This is a genomic window from Bacteroidia bacterium, assembly GCA_037045145.1.
Taxonomy (GTDB): domain Bacteria; phylum Bacteroidota; class Bacteroidia; order AKYH767-A; family OLB10; genus OLB10.
In genome coordinates this window covers 622,627-642,878 of sequence record JBAOIA010000011.1, presented here as the reverse complement: position 1 = coordinate 642,878, position 20,252 = coordinate 622,627, and the positions used below count along the sequence as shown (strand labels likewise).

The 20,252-nt window shown below is 37.6% G+C and carries 19 protein-coding genes, 1 tRNA gene and 1 pseudogene; 4 read left to right on the top strand and 17 right to left on the bottom strand.

What is annotated here, in order from left to right; translation table 11 throughout:
* The first annotated feature begins 48 nt into the window (after nt 1–48).
* Entirely contained in the window at nt 49–729 is a 681-nt protein-coding gene (locus tag V9G42_03815) for a zinc metallopeptidase (protein MEI2758545.1), read from the top strand.
* 48 nt (nt 730–777) lie between these two features.
* Here V9G42_03815 and V9G42_03810 read toward each other — a convergent pair whose 3' ends face one another.
* On the bottom strand, nt 778–1,767 hold the full coding sequence (locus V9G42_03810) for an aspartate-semialdehyde dehydrogenase (GenBank protein MEI2758544.1): 990 nt from the start codon (nt 1,765–1,767) through the stop codon (nt 778–780).
* 117 nt (nt 1,768–1,884) lie between these two features.
* Between V9G42_03810 and V9G42_03805 the strand changes: the two genes are divergently transcribed.
* Nucleotides 1,885–4,482 (top strand): lamin tail domain-containing protein, encoded by a 2,598-nt coding sequence (locus tag V9G42_03805; protein MEI2758543.1) that lies wholly within the window; start codon nt 1,885–1,887, stop codon nt 4,480–4,482.
* Nucleotides 4,483–4,563: 81 nt separating this feature from the next.
* Here V9G42_03805 and katG read toward each other — a convergent pair whose 3' ends face one another.
* The 11 genes and pseudogenes from katG to prfA form a co-directional block, all read right to left on the bottom strand.
* Nucleotides 4,564–6,747, bottom strand: coding sequence for a catalase/peroxidase HPI (katG, locus tag V9G42_03800; protein ID MEI2758542.1), 2,184 nt, complete (start codon nt 6,745–6,747; stop codon nt 4,564–4,566).
* A 20-nt stretch (nt 6,748–6,767) separates the two neighbouring features.
* Nucleotides 6,768–7,181, bottom strand: a complete 414-nt coding sequence (locus V9G42_03795) for a Fur family transcriptional regulator (protein ID MEI2758541.1) — start codon at nt 7,179–7,181, stop codon at nt 6,768–6,770.
* Nucleotides 7,182–7,559: 378 nt separating this feature from the next.
* Complete coding sequence (locus V9G42_03790) at nt 7,560–7,802, bottom strand: GIY-YIG nuclease family protein (protein MEI2758540.1); 243 nt, start codon at nt 7,800–7,802, stop codon at nt 7,560–7,562.
* Between the two features lie 86 nt (nt 7,803–7,888).
* Nucleotides 7,889–7,960, bottom strand: a tRNA-Arg gene (locus V9G42_03785).
* A gap of 178 nt (nt 7,961–8,138) precedes the next feature.
* Complete coding sequence (locus V9G42_03780; GenBank protein ID MEI2758539.1) at nt 8,139–9,983, bottom strand: M1 family metallopeptidase; 1,845 nt, start codon at nt 9,981–9,983, stop codon at nt 8,139–8,141.
* A gap of 71 nt (nt 9,984–10,054) precedes the next feature.
* Nucleotides 10,055–10,429: an ArsC/Spx/MgsR family protein gene (locus V9G42_03775; protein ID MEI2758538.1), complete on the bottom strand. Its 375-nt coding sequence runs from the start codon at nt 10,427–10,429 to the stop codon at nt 10,055–10,057.
* A 35-nt stretch (nt 10,430–10,464) separates the two neighbouring features.
* A complete protein-coding gene (locus V9G42_03770) occupies nt 10,465–10,689 on the bottom strand; it encodes a PspC domain-containing protein (protein ID MEI2758537.1) in 225 nt (74 codons plus the stop codon).
* A complete protein-coding gene (locus tag V9G42_03765) occupies nt 10,679–11,953 on the bottom strand; it encodes a DUF2851 family protein (protein ID MEI2758536.1) in 1,275 nt (424 codons plus the stop codon). The genes V9G42_03770 and V9G42_03765 overlap by 11 nt, the downstream gene beginning before the upstream one ends.
* Nucleotides 11,950–12,683 (bottom strand): annotated as a pseudogene (locus V9G42_03760) (DUF4184 family protein). The gene V9G42_03765 and the pseudogene V9G42_03760 overlap by 4 nt, the downstream one beginning before the upstream one ends.
* The gene (gene pyrF, locus V9G42_03755) at nt 12,683–13,504 is read right to left on the bottom strand and encodes an orotidine-5'-phosphate decarboxylase (protein ID MEI2758535.1); all 822 of its coding nucleotides are present in this window, start codon (nt 13,502–13,504) and stop codon (nt 12,683–12,685) included. The pseudogene V9G42_03760 and the gene pyrF overlap by 1 nt, the downstream one beginning before the upstream one ends.
* 3 nt (nt 13,505–13,507) lie before the next feature.
* Entirely contained in the window at nt 13,508–14,581 is a 1,074-nt protein-coding gene (gene prfA, locus V9G42_03750; protein MEI2758534.1) for a peptide chain release factor 1, read from the bottom strand.
* A 108-nt stretch (nt 14,582–14,689) separates the two neighbouring features.
* Between prfA and V9G42_03745 the strand changes: the two genes are divergently transcribed.
* The gene (locus V9G42_03745; protein ID MEI2758533.1) at nt 14,690–15,394 is read left to right on the top strand and encodes a toxin-antitoxin system YwqK family antitoxin; all 705 of its coding nucleotides are present in this window, start codon (nt 14,690–14,692) and stop codon (nt 15,392–15,394) included.
* 34 nt (nt 15,395–15,428) lie between these two features.
* On the opposite strand, the gene V9G42_03740 is transcribed toward V9G42_03745, so the two are convergent.
* A complete protein-coding gene (locus V9G42_03740; GenBank protein ID MEI2758532.1) occupies nt 15,429–16,487 on the bottom strand; it encodes a response regulator in 1,059 nt (352 codons plus the stop codon).
* Nucleotides 16,488–16,572: 85 nt separating this feature from the next.
* Here V9G42_03740 and V9G42_03735 point away from each other — a divergent pair, with 85 nt between their 5' ends.
* Nucleotides 16,573–17,361 (top strand): class I SAM-dependent methyltransferase, encoded by a 789-nt coding sequence (locus V9G42_03735; GenBank protein MEI2758531.1) that lies wholly within the window; start codon nt 16,573–16,575, stop codon nt 17,359–17,361.
* A gap of 1 nt (nt 17,362) precedes the next feature.
* On the opposite strand, the gene V9G42_03730 is transcribed toward V9G42_03735, so the two are convergent.
* From V9G42_03730 to V9G42_03715, 4 genes are read right to left on the bottom strand one after another with little or no spacing between them, the layout of a single operon-like run.
* Nucleotides 17,363–18,154 carry a dienelactone hydrolase family protein gene (locus V9G42_03730; GenBank protein ID MEI2758530.1) on the bottom strand — a complete coding sequence of 264 codons (792 nt, stop codon included), beginning with the start codon at nt 18,152–18,154 and terminating at the stop codon, nt 17,363–17,365.
* A gap of 28 nt (nt 18,155–18,182) precedes the next feature.
* Nucleotides 18,183–18,395: a hypothetical protein gene (locus V9G42_03725; protein ID MEI2758529.1), complete on the bottom strand. Its 213-nt coding sequence runs from the start codon at nt 18,393–18,395 to the stop codon at nt 18,183–18,185.
* 4 nt (nt 18,396–18,399) lie between these two features.
* Nucleotides 18,400–19,461: a lysylphosphatidylglycerol synthase transmembrane domain-containing protein gene (locus tag V9G42_03720; protein MEI2758528.1), complete on the bottom strand. Its 1,062-nt coding sequence runs from the start codon at nt 19,459–19,461 to the stop codon at nt 18,400–18,402.
* Nucleotides 19,445–20,224, bottom strand: coding sequence for a segregation/condensation protein A (locus tag V9G42_03715; GenBank protein MEI2758527.1), 780 nt, complete (start codon nt 20,222–20,224; stop codon nt 19,445–19,447). The genes V9G42_03720 and V9G42_03715 overlap by 17 nt, the downstream gene beginning before the upstream one ends.
* Nucleotides 20,225–20,252: the final 28 nt, after the last annotated feature.

The window sequence follows — 20,252 nt, the reverse complement described above, 5'->3', positions numbered from 1 at the left end:
AACATTTAACTGAAATAGTAGTTTTAATAAAATAAAAAAAATCAATTAATGGGAATATATCTTATAGTAATAGTTTTTATGCTTGTGGGGTGGTTGGTAAGCGCCCAGCTAAAACGAAAGTTCGAAAAATACTCGCATGAAACATTAGGGACAGGACTTAGTGGTCAGGAGATTGCAGAAAAAATGCTTCGCGACAACGGTATAAATGATGTAAAAGTTATTTCTGTTGAAGGTCAGTTAACAGATCATTACAATCCACTTAACAAAACTGTTAATCTGAGTCAGCCTGTATATTATGGACGTAATGCTGCTGCTGCTGCTGTTGCTGCACACGAGTGTGGTCATGCTGTGCAACATGCAAGAGCTTACACCATGCTACAAGTACGCTCGGCATTGGTGCCGGTGGTAAGTTTTGCCTCTAAATATGTGCAGTGGGTATTGCTTGGTGGTGTTTTACTCATCAATGTTTTTCCATCGCTTTTACTTGCAGGTATTGTATTGTTTGCCATGACAGTGTTGTTTAGTTTCATTACACTTCCTGTTGAGTTTGATGCAAGCCGCAGGGCATTGGTTTGGTTAAATGACAGCCGTATGGTTACAAGCAGTGAGCATGCAAAAGCAAAAGATGCTTTGTGGTGGGCTGCCATGACCTATGTTGTTGCTGCATTAGGTGCCTTGGCTACACTGATGTATTATATTTTGATTTATTTAGGCGGAAGACGCAATTAAAAAAATAATTTTCAAAAAGAAGCCATCCTTTGTGGGGTGGCTTTTTATTTATATTAAACTCTGCTTTAGTATATATTCTGCAATCTGAACCGCATTGGTTGCAGCACCTTTTCTGAGATTATCAGATACCACCCAAAGGTTTAATGTATGTGGTTGCGACTCATCACGCCTGATTCTCCCAACAAAAACATCATCTTTACCTTCTGCAAATGTGGGCATCGGGTATTGAAGTTGTGCAGGGTCGTCAATAACTGTCACACCTGCTGCATGCGCTAACAGTTGTTTTACTTCACTCATTTCAAACTGTTTTTCAAACTCTGCATTTACCGCTTCGCTATGACCTCCAACCACAGGTACACGAACAGTTGTTGCTGTTACTTTTATTTCGTCTGAACGTAAAATTTTTCGCGTTTCATTTACCATCTTCATTTCTTCCTTGGTATATCCATTTTCTAAAAAGGAATCAACATGCGGCAACACGTTCATGTCAATATTATATGGGTAGGCCATAGCACCTGAAATGCCTTTGCGCTCATTCATCAGCTGGTCAACAGCATTTTTTCCGGTTCCGGAAACTGACTGATAGGTAGAAACAACTATTCTCCGGAGTTTATATTTTTTATGCAGCGGATTAAGCACCATCACCATCTGAATGGTAGAACAATTTGGGTTGGCAATAATTTTATCTTCTTTGGTTAAAACATCAGCATTAATTTCAGGAACTACTAACGGGCATTTTTCATTCATTCGCCATGCCGATGAGTTGTCAATAACTGTGGTTCCAACCTGCGCAAATCGTGGTGCCCACTCTAAAGATGTTGTCCCTCCGGCAGAGAATAAGGCTATATCTGCTTTCATGGCAACAGCCTCCTCACAAGTCACTACCGTATATTCCCTTCCTGAAAACATTACTTTCTTACCGGCAGAATTTGCCGTTGCAACAGGAATTAACTCCGTCACAGGAAATTTCCTTTCTTCGAGAATACGCAACATGGTTTTACCTACAAGACCTGTGGCACCAACTACAGCTACTTTCATAATATTTTATTCCTACCTCAAAAATGAATAAAAAACACATTACTTAGTGTTGTTTCAATTTAATTATTTTAAATAATGTGGTTTGCTTATCTTCACTGCCTAATCTTTTTTATTGGCATGAAACGATTACTACTTTTTTTCGCAATGATTCCCTTTTTAGGTCTTGCACAAATAACAGACAATTTTTCTGATGGTGATTTTACTGCTAATCCTGCATGGAATGGCGACAACAGTCAGTTTATTGTCAATGCATCGCAACAATTGCAACTTAACAGTACCGGTGCAGCAACCTCCTATCTTGCATTAACAACAAGCATGCCCACTCTTGACAATACAGCATGGCAATTTTATATTAAGTTCAACTTTGCACCATCGTCAAGTAACTATTCAAGAGTTTATTTGGTAAGCGATCAGCAAAACTTAAAAGGTGCACTCAATGGCTATTATGTTCAGTTTGGGGAAACAGGCAGCAACGATGCTATCGAAATTTTTAAACAAACAGGCACAACATCTGTATCGGTAGCGCATGGCACCAATGGATTTATTGCAGCTGCCTCAACTATCAGTGTAAAAATTACAAGAGACAATGCAGGCCTTTGGAGTATTTATGCCGATGCCTCTGCAGGAACAAATTTCACATTACAGTCTTCGGGCACAGATGCAACCATTAACTCAGGAAATTATTTTGGTGTGAGTTGTACTTATACTTCATCGAATGCTACAGGTTTTTACTTTGACGATTTCTCGATTCCATATATTGCAGATGTCACACCGCCAACATTAACTTCTGCAATACCGTTATCGAATACTGCATTAGATGTAAAATTTTCTGAACCCATTGACCTAAATACAGCACAAACTACAGCGAATTATTCAGTACAAGGATTGGGTGTACCGTCCACTGCAGCACGTGATATAAGCGATTTTTCTTTAGTACATCTGACTTTCAGTACTCCATTTAACAGCGGAACAGCATACACACTTGCTGTAAGTAATGTATCTGATCTTAATAGTAATGTAATTGCTGCAGGAAGCACCATAGGTTTTACATGGAATGCACCTGTAACAGCACAGGCTTTTGATGTTGTAATTAACGAAATATATTTTGAACCCATTGTATCGGCACCTTTGCCCAATGCAGAGTTTGTGGAATTATACAACAGAAGCAATAAAATTCTTTCTCTCAATGGCTGGACATTGTCTGACGGGTCAACCTCCGTGGCAAGCATTGGCGCAGTAACATTACAACCGGGCACCTACATCATTATCTGTAAAAATTCTGACACAACATCTTTTATTCCTTATGGTAATACAACAGGAACAAGTTCATTTCCATCGTTAAATAATGATGTAGGTGATGACCTGAGGCTGACTGATAACAATGGCACATTGATAGACAGAGTGATTTTTAGTGATGACAACTACAATGATGACAGCAAAAAAACAGGAGGCTTCACCATTGAAAGAATTGATGCTGATTTTACTTGTAACTCAAGGTTTAACTGGCATGCTTCTGAAGATTCGCAAGGCGGAACACCCGCAAAAGTAAACAGTGTTAAAGGCACTAGCAGTGACACCACACCACCACAGGCACTTGATGCTTATCCCCTGACTACAACATTGATAAGAATAACATTTAACGAGAACCCCGACACAGTCATAGCCTCTCAGACATCGAGTTATACTATTGACAATGGCATAGGACAGCCTGCATCAGTTATTCTTTCAGACAACCATGCTTTTTTAACTTTAAGCAATGCATTACAAACAGGAATAGTTTATTATGTTAATTTAAACTCATCTATTGCTGACTGCCCCGGAAATAAAATAACAGGAAATCTTAGTTTAAAAATTGGTATTGCAGAAACTGCTGCTGCAGGTGATGTTCTGATAAACGAAATTTTATTTAATCCCAAAACAGGAGGTAATGACTTTGTGGAATTATATAACAACTCATCAAAAATAATTGACCTTAAAAACATTAAGGTTGCAACAACAGATGATAACAATCTGATAACAACAAATTACACCGTTAGTGATAACGGATATCTTTTGTTTCCTCAGGCATTCATAGCACTCACTTCTGATGTTGCTTCATTGCAAAGTATTTATGCCAATGCAATAGGAAATAATTTATTAAAAGCATCACTGCCTGGTTTTAATGATGACAAGGGCGTTTGTGTTATTACAGATTTTGCTTTGAATAGAATTGATCAGCTCAACTACAATAAACGCTGGCATTTTCCACTCATTGACGATCAGAATGGTGTTTCATTAGAAAGGATATGGTTTAATAAAGGCACACAGGATTCAACCAACTGGCATTCGGCTGCAGAAGCAGTTGGTTATGCAACACCGGGCTATAAAAATTCACAGAGCTTAAACGAACAATTACCGGTTAAAGATTTTGTGATAACACCGGAAGTTTTTTCTCCTGACAACGATGGATATAATGATGTGATAACTTTTAACATCAGCATGAATGAACCTGGCTATATACTGAATGCAAAAATTTATAATGAAGCAGGGCAATTGGTTCGCAACTTAGTTAAATCAAAACTATTGGCACCGGAAGATAGTTTTATGTGGGATGGAATTACCGATAAAAACGATAAAGCATCCGTTGGAATTTATATCGTTTATGCCGAAGCATTTAACCCTGAAGGAAAGACTAAAAAGTATAAAAAAGCATTTGTGGTTGCCTCAAAACTTTAGTGGTTGAAGCTTAGCAGCGAAAATAAAATGCGAACAGCCTCTGAAAAGAGGCTGTTCGCATTTTTGAAGTACTAAACAATTTTATTTTTTCAAATCATATCTGTCTGCATTCATCACTTTTACCCAGGCTTTCACAAAATCTTTCACAAATTTCTCTTTATTATCATCCTGTGCATACACTTCTGAGTATGATCTTAAAATTGAGTTTGAGCCGAAAACCAAATCTACTCTTGTTGCAGTATATTTTGTAGTGCCTGTTTTTCTATCAACAATGTTGAACAGATTTTCAGAAACCGGCTTCCACTCGTATTTCATATCAGTAAGGTTTACAAAAAAGTCATTAGTTAAAGCACCTTCTCTGTCTGTAAACACCCCATGTTTGCTTCCACCAAAGTTGGTTCCCAAAACTCTCATGCCACCAACAAGAACAACCATTTCAGGAGCGGTGAGTCCCATCAACTGTGTTCTGTCTAATAATAATTCCTCTGAAGAAACTGCATAATTTTTTTGCTGATAATTTCTGTATCCATCATGTAAAGGTTCCAGATCAGAAAAAGAATCTACATCGGTCTGCTCTAATGTTGCATCACCACGACCCGAAGCAAAAGGAACTTTTACAGATACTCCTCCATCTTTTGCAGCTTGTTCAATGGCAGCGCTGCCACCCAACACTATTAAATCTGCAATACTCACTTTCTTGCTTAATCCTTTTTGAATTTCAATGAGTTTATCCAAAACTTTTTGCAAGCGTTTAGGCTCATTGCCTTCCCAGTTTTTCATTGGCTCAAGACGAATTCTTGCACCATTGGCGCCACCTCTGAAATCTGATCCACGGTATGTTCTTGCAGAATCCCATGCAGTATTAATCAACTCTGTCCTGCTTAAACCTGAGTTTAAAATTTTAGATTTTATATCATCTGCTTCCGCATCTGACAATGTGTAATTAACTGCAGGAATAGGGTCTTGCCAAATCAAATCTTCTTTAGGCACATCGGCACCGAGGTAACGTGACTTAGGGCCCAAATCTCTATGGGTAAGTTTAAACCATGCTCGTGCAAAAGTTTCAGAAAAGTAATTGAAGTCGTTATAAAATCTCTCTGATATTTTTCTGAATTCAGGATCCATTTTCAATGCCATATCAGCATCTGTCATCATAGGATTTCTGCGCACATTAGGATTGAATGCATCAACAGGTTTCTTTTCTTCCGGCATATTGGTTGGCTCATACTGCCATGCACCTGCAGGACTTTTTGTCAATGCCCAATCGTAATTCAATAACAAATCGAAAAATCCATTATCCCATTTCGTTGGATCGGTTGTCCATGCACCTTCAATACCACTGGCCATGGTTTTATCTTTATTGCCTGAGCCATCAGGATTAAACCAGCCTAATCCCTGATGTTGAATCTCTGCAGCTTCAGGAACACCACCCAACACTTCTGCTTTGCCATTACCATGTGCTTTGCCCACAGTATGTCCACCGGCAGTAAGTGCTACGGTCTCTTCATCACTCATTGCCATTCTTGAGAAAGTAACACGAATGTCTTGCGCTGTTTTTAGCGGGTCGGGTTTTCCATCAACACCTTCAGGGTTAACATAAATCAATCCCATCATTACTGCTGCTAATGGATTTTCTAAATCTCTTTCACCGGAATAACGTGTGCCTTCACTACCTGTTGGTGCAAGCCATTGTTTTTCCGATCCCCAGTAAATATCTTTTTCAGGATGCCATATATCTTCTCGACCACCACCGAAACCAAATGTTTTTAATCCGGCAACTTCATAAGCCATATTACCGGCTAAAACAATCAGATCGCCCCACGAAATTTTGTTACCATATTTTTTCTTGATAGGCCAAAGTAATCTTCTTCCTTTATCGGTGTTTACATTATCAGGCCATGAATTGAGTGGAGCAAATCTTTGATTACCGGTGTTAGCACCACCACGTCCATCAGCTTTTCTGTAAGTCCCTGCTAAGTGCCACGCTGTACGCGCAAACATACCCGAATAGCTTCCATGATCTGCAGGCCACCACTCCTGGCTTTCTGTCATCAACTTTTTCAGGTCAGCTTTCAACGCTTCTAAATCTAATTTTTTAAATTCTTCTGCGTAGTTAAATTTTTCTCCATTGGGGTTTGTCTTTGTATCATGCTGGTGCAGGATATCTAGGTTCAATGCTTTGGGCCACCAATTCATAACATCAGTACTTGCCTCGGTGTTGGCTCCATGATGAAACGGGCATTTGCCACTTTTTGTGTTGTCCATAATTTATGTGTGTTTTTCTTTTATTTAAATGTTCCTGTAATCTGTAATTTAATATCCTGCACTTTGAAGTTTTTTATCTTCTTTTTCTTAAAATATTCACTGATGAACTGATCCAACTGCGGGTCTTCAAAATCTTCTATACGCTCTGTTTCTGAGCAGTACAAATGATGATGATGTGCCAGCACTGCATCATAACGCATAATGTCTTTTTCGTTTTTCACTTTTCGCAACAGGTTATTCTCAACTAATGAGTCAAGTACTTTATACACTGTACCTACAGAGATATTCGGATGATTTGATTTAATGTACTCAATAATATTTTCTGCAGTGGGATGGTTGTGCAATTCTGCAACGGCTTCATAAATAGCCACACGCTGTGGTGTAACTTTCAACCCCTTGGATTTTAGCTGCTCTCTGAAAAGTTGCATCTGCATACTTACGACTTATAACAATTCCGCAAAGATAATAATTCTCGTTTAGAAATTATTCGTCTTTAAGTAATATTCATTTCCGTTCTTCTGCATATTCGCCTCCTTCACTTGCATGGCTTGTAGTTTTGATCTTTGACTGTGAATGTTCTTGAAGACGTCTCTCCAGATTTTGTGTTTGACCTTTGTATATTTTTTTTGTCACATTGTTTCTTAGAACATAAACATAGTATGGCATGAATGATTTTATTTAGTAGTCCCGGCAGGAATCCCCGCCTGAACGACTTCAGTCGGGCAGGGAACTGCCATCAAAAGTTTAGGAAACTTCTGTTCCCCGCCCGAACGTACCGTTCGGTACGGGCGGGTATCCGTTGAACCTTCAATTCAAACTTTCTTATCTAAAAACCTTCTTCCTGCCGCTGACTTAAAGTATTTTTCTCTTGATACTGCAAGTTCTCTGGTTTCAAAAATCTCATGATATACCAACTCCCATGCCTTTGCATGATGACTTGTAGTTTTTGTTTTTGACTGCGAATGTTCTTGAAGACGTCTCTCCAAATTTTGTGTCTGACCCTTGTATAGCTTCTTTGTCACGCTGTTCTTTAGCACATATACATAGTATGGCATGAATGATTTTATTTAGTAGTCCCGAGCAGAATCCCCGCCTGAATGACTTCAGTCGGGCAGGGAACTGCCTTCTTTTTTACATCTCGTAGTCCCGGCAGGAATCGAACCTACATTTAAAGTTTAGGAAACTCTCGTTCTTTCCGTTGAACTACGGGACCATTTTTTCGAATCACAAAAATAAAGTATTTCCTCACTTTACTTTAGCTTAAATTCTTTTGCTGTTTTATTTTATTGCCAGGAAACTTCTGTTCCCCGCCCGAACGTACCGTTCGGTACGGGCGGGTATCCGTTGAACTACGGGACCATTTTTTCGAATCACAAAAATAATTTAACCCCTCACTCTATCGGCACAAATACATTATTGCTTTTATCTATGTCTGCATCATAAACATCGCCCAATTCCAATTTTGTAATTGCCTGTTGTGTGTCAATAATCACTTCTGTGATTTTTCTACGCTTCCAAATATCTATTGTTCGTGTAAACTTCTTTTTGGTTCCATCAGCAAACGTTGCTGTGAGATGCACAGGCACAGGTTTGTTGCCAATAGATTTTACTGTAACTGTATAGCTGTAATTAAGTCGTTTTGCATCTAAAATAGCCAGATCGGGGTAGCCTTGTTCAAAATACCATGCCTTCCAAAACCAGTTTAAATTCATGCCACAGCTTTGGTTCATACAGAAAAAGAAATCCCATGGTGTCGGGCTTTTATCCATCCAGGTAATGATGTAATGCTGCAATGATTTTTTGAATAATGAATCGCCCATCATCTCCCATAAATATAAAAAAGTTAGTGCAGGCTTTGGATAGCTGTTGATGAATAACGATTTTGAAAGCTCTGTGGAATTGGTAATCATGGGTGTATCCCAGTCTTTACCTAAATCAGAATTAATTCTATCCATACCATAATCGTCAACAATCGTACTGTCAATAAGCGGACTGATGTACCATTCGCCCAGTGTGGCCCAACCCTCATCCATAAATGCATACTTGGTTTGATTGGTAGCCATCAGAAAAGGAAAAATCTGATGAAAAACTTCATGTGTTGTCAATGTAATTCCATCAAATCGTGTTGATGTTGGATTGTCATTAATCATCATTGGATATTCCATCTGATCTCTGCCATCAACTACGGTTAAATGACTGTAAGGATATGCCACTCCGGGAAAATCAAAACACATCACTTCAATAGTCTTTGCAGTGAAATCATTCACCTCAAAAAAATCTTTATGAATGGGATTAAATGCTGTTGAAATTAATGCCTTGCGCATCGTCAGGCTGTCAACAACCATGTTTCTGGCTTGCCATAAATAATGATTGCTCAATGCAAAAACAAAATCAGGTGTTGTACATTTAAACTGAAAAGTGTTGAATTTTTTATGCTGTGTAATAGTATTGTTTCGAATATCTGTACTGTCAATTAAAAATACCGGTTTGCTGCTCTGTTGTGCCATAGTCCATTTGTTAAGTACGGATTCATGCAGCACTTCTGCCGGGTTTTGTAAATCACCGGTTGCCCACACCATAAAATTTCTTGGAACGGTTATGTGAACATTAAAGCTGGCATTGTCGAAATAGGTTTCTTGTTGTCCGAGGTAAGGGAATTCATCCCATCCATCAACATCATCATAAACAGTAATGCGTGGAAAGAAATAAGCAATGAAATAACTTCCTATATCAATTACTCCTGTTCGTTCATGCGAGTTCAGGTTGAGTTTATAATTCCAGTCCATCTCAACAGTTGTCCTTCCACCACGAGGTTCAATACCTTTAACCTTAATTTCCATTATGGTTCCATCGTGTTTTACCTGCAAAGGATTGTTAACATCAACTTTGTTTGCATCAATGATACAATTAGTAAGTTTTACGCCATCGGTAACATCGTCCGCTTCAATAATGCGATTGCGCTCATTTCCCTTTTTATAAAAGTCAGGAGCAATTCGAAATACTAATTTTTTTAAAGTGTCAGGTGAGTTGTTGTAATAAGTAATTACCTGCTCTCCTTTTATTTTTAATGTTTTAGGGTCAAAACTTACTCTTATATAATATTCAGCATAATTCTTCCAAAACTTACTTCCTGGTTCTCCCTGCAAGTTTCTGGTTTTATTTTGATAAGCTTTTTGAATATTTCGGGGAATAAATAATTCGTCCTGCTGTGCATTCACCTGGACTGCCTTTAACATCAACACGACAATTATTAATCTCTGGATAACGGATTGCATTCTTCTCTTACAAATTATTTTTTTCTAACAGTCTATTTTGATTTCTTCTTGGTCTTTTGTTTCTTATTCAAGAAATCCACAATCAATGATGGTGGTCTTCCAATTACTGCTTGCGTGCCGTTAGTAATTATGGGTCGTTCAATTAAAATTGGGTTCTTATGTAAAATTTTCAGCCATTGTTTATCTGAAATTTTCTTCCCTTCATACTTCTCTTTATAGAGTGGTTCTTTAGTTCTGACCAAGTCAAATGGTTTTACCCCCAGCTGCTGTGTCAACTCCAGCAATTCTTTTTCTGAAGGAGTATCAATAAGATATTCTACCATTTCTACCTCTGCCGCACACTCTTTAACCATTTGCATTGCAGTACGGCATGTGCTGCAAGTAGGCTTAATATACATTCTTATCATACTTTAAAAACAAAATTTATTACTTCAAAATTGCCCTACAAATCCCAAACACCTCCACGTTGACGGTGAATGAGTTTTCGGAGATTCATCCAGAAGCCAAGCACCATATACACAACTACCGGTGAACCGATGGTCAGAAAAGAAAGATAAATGAAAAATAACCTGATGACTGATGATCTGATTTTTAGGCGTTCGCCCCAATACTCACAAATACCGAATGCCTGTTTTTCAAAAAAGTTTTTAATGCTGTCAATAATCATTGTTCTTATTATTAAGTATTTTAACTCCTATTGCACAATTCAAACATTTTTTCTTGCTGCAGTACAAGTTTTTTAACTGAATCAATGCCTGTGTATGGTAGGCATGTTTTGCTGTAATACCTGCATTCTTCCATTGTCTTATAATTACATTATTCTCCGGTTTGATATGTTCGAGCAAAGATAATGCACGTTCGGTTAATTTTTCGTTATCCTTAACTTTACCATAAAGAAATAAAAATGGTGCAATGGTATTGATGATAATATTATCAGCAGAATCACGTCCAAAAGTTTTTTTACTTTCTGCAGATTCCTTACCAAAATGGAAATGACTGTCCCAATAGGAAGAAGGTGTGATGTTGAAAAGTTGGATGAGTGATTTAACATCTTTTTCATCCAATATTTTTGAAAAAAGATGTGTGCTATTATGAATGAGTGCAGCAAACTGTGCAATTCTTACAGAAGGAAAATTTCGGGGATGCATTCTTGCAAACTTCCATAAGCTATTGTTCATTGCCTGCAACTGAAACTTGCCTGCAAGAAAGCGATGTTCACGGCTTAAAGATTCAACATATTTATCAGGATGTTTGTTGTTGAGAAAACCGGCTTGACCAAACAGCAAAGCTTCAATCTGCAACAAGTTATTTTTGTGACGTGCAAGAGCCGTCATCGGAATTGAACGTGCAAGCATTTCAAATGGCAGGGCATTAATTTTAAATCCGAAATTACGAGCAAGAAAAAAATAAAATGTTTCTTCCCAATCAAATTTATTTGCTTGTAGCATATCATAGATAGCAGACGTTTTTTGCTCAAGCCTCTCTACAATCATCCTCTCTAACCAGGTGTTGATGGTTATGTTGCTTACCAAATTTATCTGTTTGTGGCAAGGAACTGGTGCCGATGACTCTTGTAACTGATTATACGTTTTTACAGCATTCACATCAATAAACTTTTTGAACTCCAAAACAGGAAAGCCATGATCCAATGGCTTATTCATCTCATAAACAATGTGCAGAATTAATTTAGAATAAGCTTTATTGATATGATGCTTGTGATTGTACCAATCGGCACTTGAAGGATCAATTTCAACATTACCTGCCCACTCTGTTCCGTCAATAATTAAGCGTGCATTAAAAAAATCGGGGCCTGAGTCGGGATTGAGTTCACCGGGTTTTATTACTTCAATTGTTTTACCATCAATAGTTGTAAGCGGCATAGACTTAAAAAGTCTGTACTTCCACAAATGATAAAGCAATGCTTCATTCATGACAGTTGTTTTTTATAAAACCTAAAGATAAAACTTACTACAATAACTCCAACCATCATAGCTCCTGAAAATGCAACAAGAATAAAACGTGGTTCTTGCGGTCTGACAAAGGGCAGCCAGTGTATAATGGTGAGAACTGATGCAACCAGGAAAACCAATGGCCAGAAATTTTTATCCGGTTTGTTGCTTTCCGTATCAACCTTACTGACAGGAAAACTGAGAAAAAATCTGATGACTATGTAAAGACCGGCAGCGGTACTTATGTGCCATATTAATCGCGAAACGGTTAATGTACCTATGAAATTCTCCTGTAAAAATGCTGAACTTCTTACAAAATAACCTGTATTATGCGAAACAGAATCCCAAAGCAGGTGCAAAACAATTCCGGCAAGAAGGCAGAAAAAATAATTCAAAAAATTCTTTCTGAAATAATGAAACCAGTTTTGATTGGCATAAGGAGAAAGTCTGTAACGAATCCATGCGGGCAAATTATTGGTGAGCATTTGTTTAACAAATCCATGATAACAGAACGTCAAAAAAATGCAATGGGCAAATCAAACATCCAGATACCCTTTTCTGTGTGGCTGATGACACTACGCGTAACCGTGTTGATGCAATATTCAACATCGGGCACCATACTTCCAATGACTAAGCCTGTGAGCGACAGCCGCTCTTTAAAGAGTCTGTAAAAAGGAATTATTATTGCAGGATGCGCTAAGGTAAATGGCATCAGCCTGTAATTTTAAATTCAACAAGCATCTGTTTCATCTGTTGTTGAATTTGTTTTGCTTGTTCAGCTGCTTTGTTATCAAAATCACGTCCGCTACCTGCATAAATTATCTGTCTTGAAGAATTTACTATTAGTCCTACATTGGAATTCAGCCCGTAGCGACAAACTTCTTCAAGACTACCACCTTGTGTACCTATGCCGGGTACCAGCAGAAAATTATCCGGAGCATGTTTTCTTACAATTTCAAAATATTGCGGACGTGTGGCACCAACAACAAACATTATTTGCTGTGATGTAGCCGTGTTGAATTTTTTTAAAATTCGTTCAAACAAATAATCATCATCCACTTTTAGCATTTCAAAATCATCTGCACCGGGATTTGATGTCAGTGCCAGAATGATGCTCCATTTATCTTTATGTTTTAAGAATGGCTCAACTGTGTCTGCACCCATATATGGAGAAAGTGTGATGGAGTCAAAACCATAATGATTATAAAAAGCATGAGCATACATTTCAGCGGTGTTGCCAATATCACCTCGCTTTGCATCGGCAATTGTAAATGCTCTGCCATTGATGTACTGTATTGTTTTTTCAAGGCTCTTCAATCCTTCAACACCCAATGCTTCGTAAAATGCAAGGTTTGGTTTGTATGCTATTGCATAATCTAATGTGGCATCAATAATTGCTTTGTTAAACTCAAATACAGGATCGTCTGCTTTCTCTCTGAAATGTGAAGGGATTTTCTTTAAGTCTGTATCCAAACCCACACAGAGAAAAGATTGCTTTCTTTTTATTTCACCTACTAATTGCTGATAGTTCATAATTTAACTTAATGAAGCTTCTTTCATTTTCTCTGCATTCTCAGCTAACTGCAATGCATCAATAAAATCCTGGATATCGCCATTCATAAAAGACGACAAATTATAAGATGACAAACCAATGCGATGGTCTGTTACCCTGCTTTGCGGATAATTGTATGTTCTGATTTTTGCTGAGCGATCGCCTGTTGACACCATTGTTTTACGTCTGGCCGAAATTTCCGACTCATGTTTCTGTAACTCTATTTCATACAATTTGGTTTTAAGCATGTGCAATGCCCTCTCACGGTTTCCATGTTGCGAACGTTCAATCTGACAGGTAACCATTATACCCGAAGGTTTATGTGTAAGCTGAACTTTTGTTTCTACCTTATTTACATTCTGTCCACCGGCTCCACTGGAACGTGCTGTCTGATATTCCAAGTCTGCAGGATTAATTACTACATCTACATCATCTGCTTCAGGCAACACTACCACTGTAGCAGCAGAAGTATGTACTCTACCCATAGTTTCAGTATCAGGTACGCGCTGTACACGATGAACACCGCTTTCATATTTCATGATGCCATAAACATCTGCACCACTAACTTCCATAATAACTTCTTTGAAGCCACCTGCTGTGCCTTCGTTCTCATCAATCACATCAACCTTCCATCCTTTCTTTTCAAAATAACGACTGTACATTCTATATAGGTCTCCTGCAAAAATACTGGCTTCATCACCACCTGTACCTGCACGGATTTCGACCACAGCATTACGCTCGTCAATTGGGTCTTTAGGTATCAGTAAAAGTCTTATCTGATCTTCAAGTGTGTTTTTTTCAGCATCCAACATTTCCATTTCATCCTTTGCCATCTGCTTCAGGTCTGCATCCTTTTCTGTATTCAATACCTGATAGGCCTGATTGTAATTATCAATTACCTTTTTATATCGTTGATAGTTTTCAACCACCTCTTGCAACTCTTTATATTGCCGGCTTAACTGCTGAAAGCGTTTCATATCGTTAGTGGACGAAGGGTCGCTTAACTGCTGACCTATCTCTTCAAAACGATGCTTTAATGCTTCTAATTTTTCTAATATTTCCTGTGTTGTCATTATGTCTGCAAAAATAAGCATTAGCCGTTGATGCCGCTATAATCTGCTTTTCATCATTTTTTTCGAGATTTGCAAGCCAAAACATTAAGCATTATGTTTAAAACACTTTTAACCATTACTCTTGGATTGTCATTATCATTTGCCGAAGCGCAAAACTCTAAGCAAGATAGTGTAATGACTCCCGACCCCGACAAGGCCGGATTATTTGATTGCCGTATAAACTTTCCGGATGGAAGGGCACGTGCCGTTGGTAAAATGCAAAATGGCAAGAAAGAAGGACTTTGGCGTTTTTACGATACAAAAGGAAAAATAGAACTGCTTGAAGAATTTGAGGCTGATGTACGCAATGGATTACATCTGCATTTCAACGAAAACGGTTACATTGAAGATGAGGAATCATATCGTAAAGGTATATTACATGGTCTGCGCAATGTTTACAAATATGGTGTTACATTAATCACCTCTGAAAATTATAATAACGGAAAATTAGATGGAATGCGATTTGATTATTACGAAAACGGTAAGCTGAAAGAAAAAGCATCTTACAAAAATGGAATTCGTGATGGCATTACCATCTGGTTTAAACAAGACGACAAACCTTCTATTCAATATACTTACAAGAATGGTGATTTAAACGGGCCTGCTATTTTTTATGCCAATGGCGAAATTCAAAGTGAGGGCAACTACGTAAACAACAATGAAGAAGGCGAATGGCGGGTTTACGAAGATGGTAAACCTCTTAAAACTATTTTATACAAAAACGGAAAAATATTAAAGGAAACGGCAGCTAAGAAATAAAAAATTACATCAAGTATTTCTTAATGGTCAACATTTAATTCTTCAATTCCTTTAATTTATTTTCATTAATTAAGACAATCTTACCGTCTTTCACCTCAATGAGTTTTTCTTCTTTAAAGTCGCTTAATGTTCTGATGAGTGACTCTGTAGCTGTTCCTACAATATTGGCTAAATCTTCTCTGGAAATTGACATACTGAAACGTTCATCACGATTGGCTTTGTATTTGTCAGAGAGTAAAATTAATGCTTCTGCCACACGCTTTCTCACAGAGCTGTATGCCAACTCAATTAAATAATCTTGTTGTTCGTTAAACTTTTTATTTAAAATCAGCAGGAATCGTTTTGCAATTTCACGATTCGAAAAAAGGAGATTCAGAAAATCTTCCTTTGGGATGAATACCACTTCTGTGTCTTCAAGTGTTTGTGCGCTTTCTACATAATCACCTTCTTCGATGAGAGAAGTGTAGCCAAAAAAATCGCCTTCTTTCAGCAGGTTCGTGATTAACTCTTTTCCATAAGCATGGCTTTTATAAAGCTTTACCTTCCCATGGTTGATGTAATACATGCCTCGTGGATAATCACCCTCTTTGTAGATGTTTTCTTTCTTCTTGTAGGTTCTGATTTTTCTGTTTTCAATAAATGCCTGCATGTGGTCTTTACCACCAACTTCTCCTATAAAATTAGTCAGCCCTTCAAGGTCTTTTGAATATTCTTTCTTTAATGCTTCTACCTTTTTTAAACGGCTTTCAATGGCATTAAGCAGTTCGAGTTTATCGAATGGCTTTGTGATGTAGTCGTCTGCACCCATTTCCATACCTTTTCTAAAATCGCCACGCTCTGTTTTTGCTGTCAGAAAAATAAATGGGATTGTTGAAGTTTCAGGATTTTTACCCAACAGATGCAGCACACCGTATCCATCTAACACTGGCATCATAATGTCACAAATTATTAATGCAGGCCTGCTTTTCTGTACTGATTCAATACCTTTTTTACCATCGCTGGCAGTAGTAACTGTGTAGCCTGCAAGTTCAAGAATCTCAGCAGTGTTTTCTCTTACTTCTCTATTATCCTCTATGAGTAGAATGTGCGACATAATCCCTTTCGATTAATTTACAGAGCAAAGATAAGATGTATTGGACAATTTATGGGTATTTATACATAACTACTATTTTTACATTATGGATTATTTAAATTTAAACAAAAAACTCTGGAATGACCGTACAATTGTACATGTAAATTCAGAGTTTTATAACAATGAGACCTTTCTTAAAGGTAAAAATTCTTTGAATGAAATTGAACTCAATTTGCTTGGCAATGTTAGAGGCAAATCTATATTGCACCTTCAGTGTCACTTCGGACAGGATAGTATTTCCTTAGCACGTTTGGGCGCAAAGGTCACTGCTGTTGATTTTTCGGAGAAAGCGATTGAAACAGCAATAGCGTTAAATAAAAAATCGGGTACAGATTGTAAATTTATATGTAGTGATGTGTATAGCCTGGCCACTGTTTTAGATCAAAAATTTGACATTATTTTTACTTCTTATGGCGTAATCGGCTGGCTGCCCGATATGCAAAAATGGGCTAATCTGATTGCCTCATTTCTTAAACCGGGAGGTGTTTTTGTAATAGCAGAATTTCATCCTGCTGTTTGGATGTTCGACAATGACTTTAAATATGTACAGTACAGTTATTTTAAAAGTGAGCCTATTATTGAAACTGAAGAAGGAACCTATGCCGATAAGGATGCAAAAATCAATACCACATCAGTTACCTGGAATCATAGTCTTAGTGAAGTAATGAGTAGTCTATTAAACAGCGGTTTAAGAATTGATTCTTTTAGTGAGTTTGATTACTCGCCCTACAATTGTCTGAACAATATGGTTGAAGTCAGTGAAAATCATTTTATGATAAGAGGTATGGAAAACAAATTACCTCTTGTATATGCATTACGTGCTTTAAAGCAATAAATTATTTTTTCAGATATTCTGCAAGAAAAGATTTCATATCAATCCATGATTTTTTATCTGCTTCAGCATTGTAACTAATTGGCATTTCAAATTTTTTTCCTAAGGCCGTAGCTTCAGGATTGGTGAATGCATGTGTTGCACCGGGATAGTCAATAAATCTAAAACTTGCTTTTACTTTATCCATCTCTGCCTTAAATGCTGTCACTTCTTCGGCAGGCACAAAATTGTCGCTACCACCATGACAAATTAATATTTTTGGTTTTATCACTTCAGGACTGGCAACGCCTTTTAATCCGCCATGAAAACTTACAACAGCCTTTACCGGTAAATTTACGCGGGCTGCATTAAGTGCCATACTGCCACCAAAACAATATCCAATGATGGCCATGTTCTCAACATCAGCCATAGGAAAGTCCTTTAGTTTTTGAATAGCTGCGTTAATGCGCTCCATTGCAAGAGTATTGTCAGTATAAAATTTTGTGGCCTGTTCACCTGCTTCTTTTGGGGTTGGTGCAATATAGCCATCACCATACATGTCAACAGCAAAAGCAAAGTAACCTAAACCTGCAAGCATGTCAGCACGCATCTTAGCGTATTCATTGCAGCCCCACCACTCAGGTATGACTAATACAACAGGCATTTTAGGAATGTGTGCATTGTAGGCAACATATCCTTTACAAGTAGTGTTTCCTGCTTGGTAAGTAACCTGTTTACCTTCATTGTGTGCTTGCACAGCAAATGTCATTAAACCGAAAATTACTGTTGCTGCTATTGCTAAAATTTGCTTTTTCATTGTTTTGATTTTTATTTGAATTAAATTCTTACTTCATCAGATCATTATCTTTCTTTTTCATGAAATAAAGACCTATTCCTCCAACAATAAGTAATGAGAAAAACAAGTTTGTTCCCAACCATAGATAGTCCATATTGCTTAAAGCTTTCCCTTTATTTTTCATTAAAAAAATGATTATTGAAAGACCCATTCCAATAGTAACAGAAATGACAATCAGAAAAATTCTTCGCTTATTACTCATAACCTTAAAATATTTTTTTTACAATACGCTCTCTAATCCAACGTGGCAAAATTAATGCACCTACAATAAGGTAAGGATAATAACTTATCAACCGCCATAAAATACCCAGTGTTGGTGCCAATCCTTTGTGAATAAACTCACCCAGAAAATCAGTAAACATCAGTTCGGCAATGCCACTACCGCCAGGGGTTGGGCTTAGTAAAATTATTATTCCCATAATTACCTGCTTTCCATAAACTATCAAATCAGACAATGCCGTCTGCCCATGAAATGCATGAATCAAACAATTGACAATAGAATATCTTGCTGTCCATGATGCAAATGTTGCCAGCAATGAAAGCATCCAGTATTTCAGGTTTTTATCTTTTAATCCATTTGATGCGATGATAAGTTGATCGCCAGTTTCAATAGCGCCTTTTCTAAAACGTTTTAAAACCGGAAAGGAGCAGATGCCTGTAAGTATTTTTTTTATCAGATATGGGTTTATAAAAAGTGCATAAGCAATAAAAAGTTTATACGCTAGAATGATAAAATATACCACCCAAAAAGAATAAAAAATACTTGTACCTAATGATGATTGCCCGACATTTACTCCTGAAAACAAAGCTTCCTTGCCTACTAACAAATAAACAACCGGTGCCATCACGGCTAAGAAAACACCATCAAGAAAAGAAGTGAAGGTTATGGTGGTAATACTCTTGCCAAGGTTTATTCCTTCACGATTGAGAATGAAAATAGCAAACAAAAATCCACCCCCAATTATTCCGGGTGCTAATGCAGAAGAAAACTCCCATAGCATGATGACAATAAAACTTCTGTACCATGTCAGTTCATTATCTGTGAGCACTCTTATTCGAATCATGTAGGCCAAATCGCGTACAAAAACTGAAAAGCCTGCCAGAATCATCCAGAAGGTACTATGCCATGTCCAGTCTATTTGAGTAAAAACTTTGCTGTCGTAGTTATCATAAAACAGCCAACCTGCCACTGACAGACCAATGAGCATTGGCCAAATTATTTTCTTCGGATTCAGCCTTTGCAGTACATCTTTACCCTCTATCTGCATGAGTAAACAAGTCCTGTGGTTTTTGCAATACAAAATTGTTGAATCCTTCGCCAACGTTGATACTTACTTCATGAATCTGCAACAAATCGAGCAGAGCAAGAAAAATAAAAACTGCATGTATCTTGCTGGTACAACTCTCAAACAGTTCTTCAAAACTTACATTAGCTTTAGCACTAATTTTCCTGATGATACCTTCTTTTTCCGATTCTAAGGTAAAAGGATATTGTACTACGGTGTGGCGTAAATCAAGTTGTGACAATTCGAATCTTTGTAACACACGCTGATAGGCTGCAATAAGTTTATACATGGTTAGCTGATGAAGTTCACTGCTAAAACCACCACTGTCGGCAACTACGGCAATCTTTGCCGCCTCCTTAGCCAGATTACCACGCACAAATTTCATGGCACGCTCTTCTTCCATAAAACGGAATTCTTCTGCTGCCGCTTTATACTTTTTGTATTCAAGTAATTGCTGCACCAAATCATGACGTGGGTCTATTTCATTTCCCTGTTCATCAATCTGCGGACGTGGTAGCAATAATTTTGCCTTTATACGCATCAATGTACTTGCAACTAAAATAAACTCTGCTGCCACCTCAATGTTCAGTGCATTTAGGTTATGAATGTAGTTCAGAAAATCTTCTGTAATTTTTGAAATGGGGATATTGTGAATATCCAACTCATCGCGTTCAATAAAAAACAACAACAAATCAAATGGCCCTTCAAAGGCAGGTAGCTTAACTTCAAAATTTTCTGATGACATGGATAGAAATGTCTGATTTTTTCTCTTG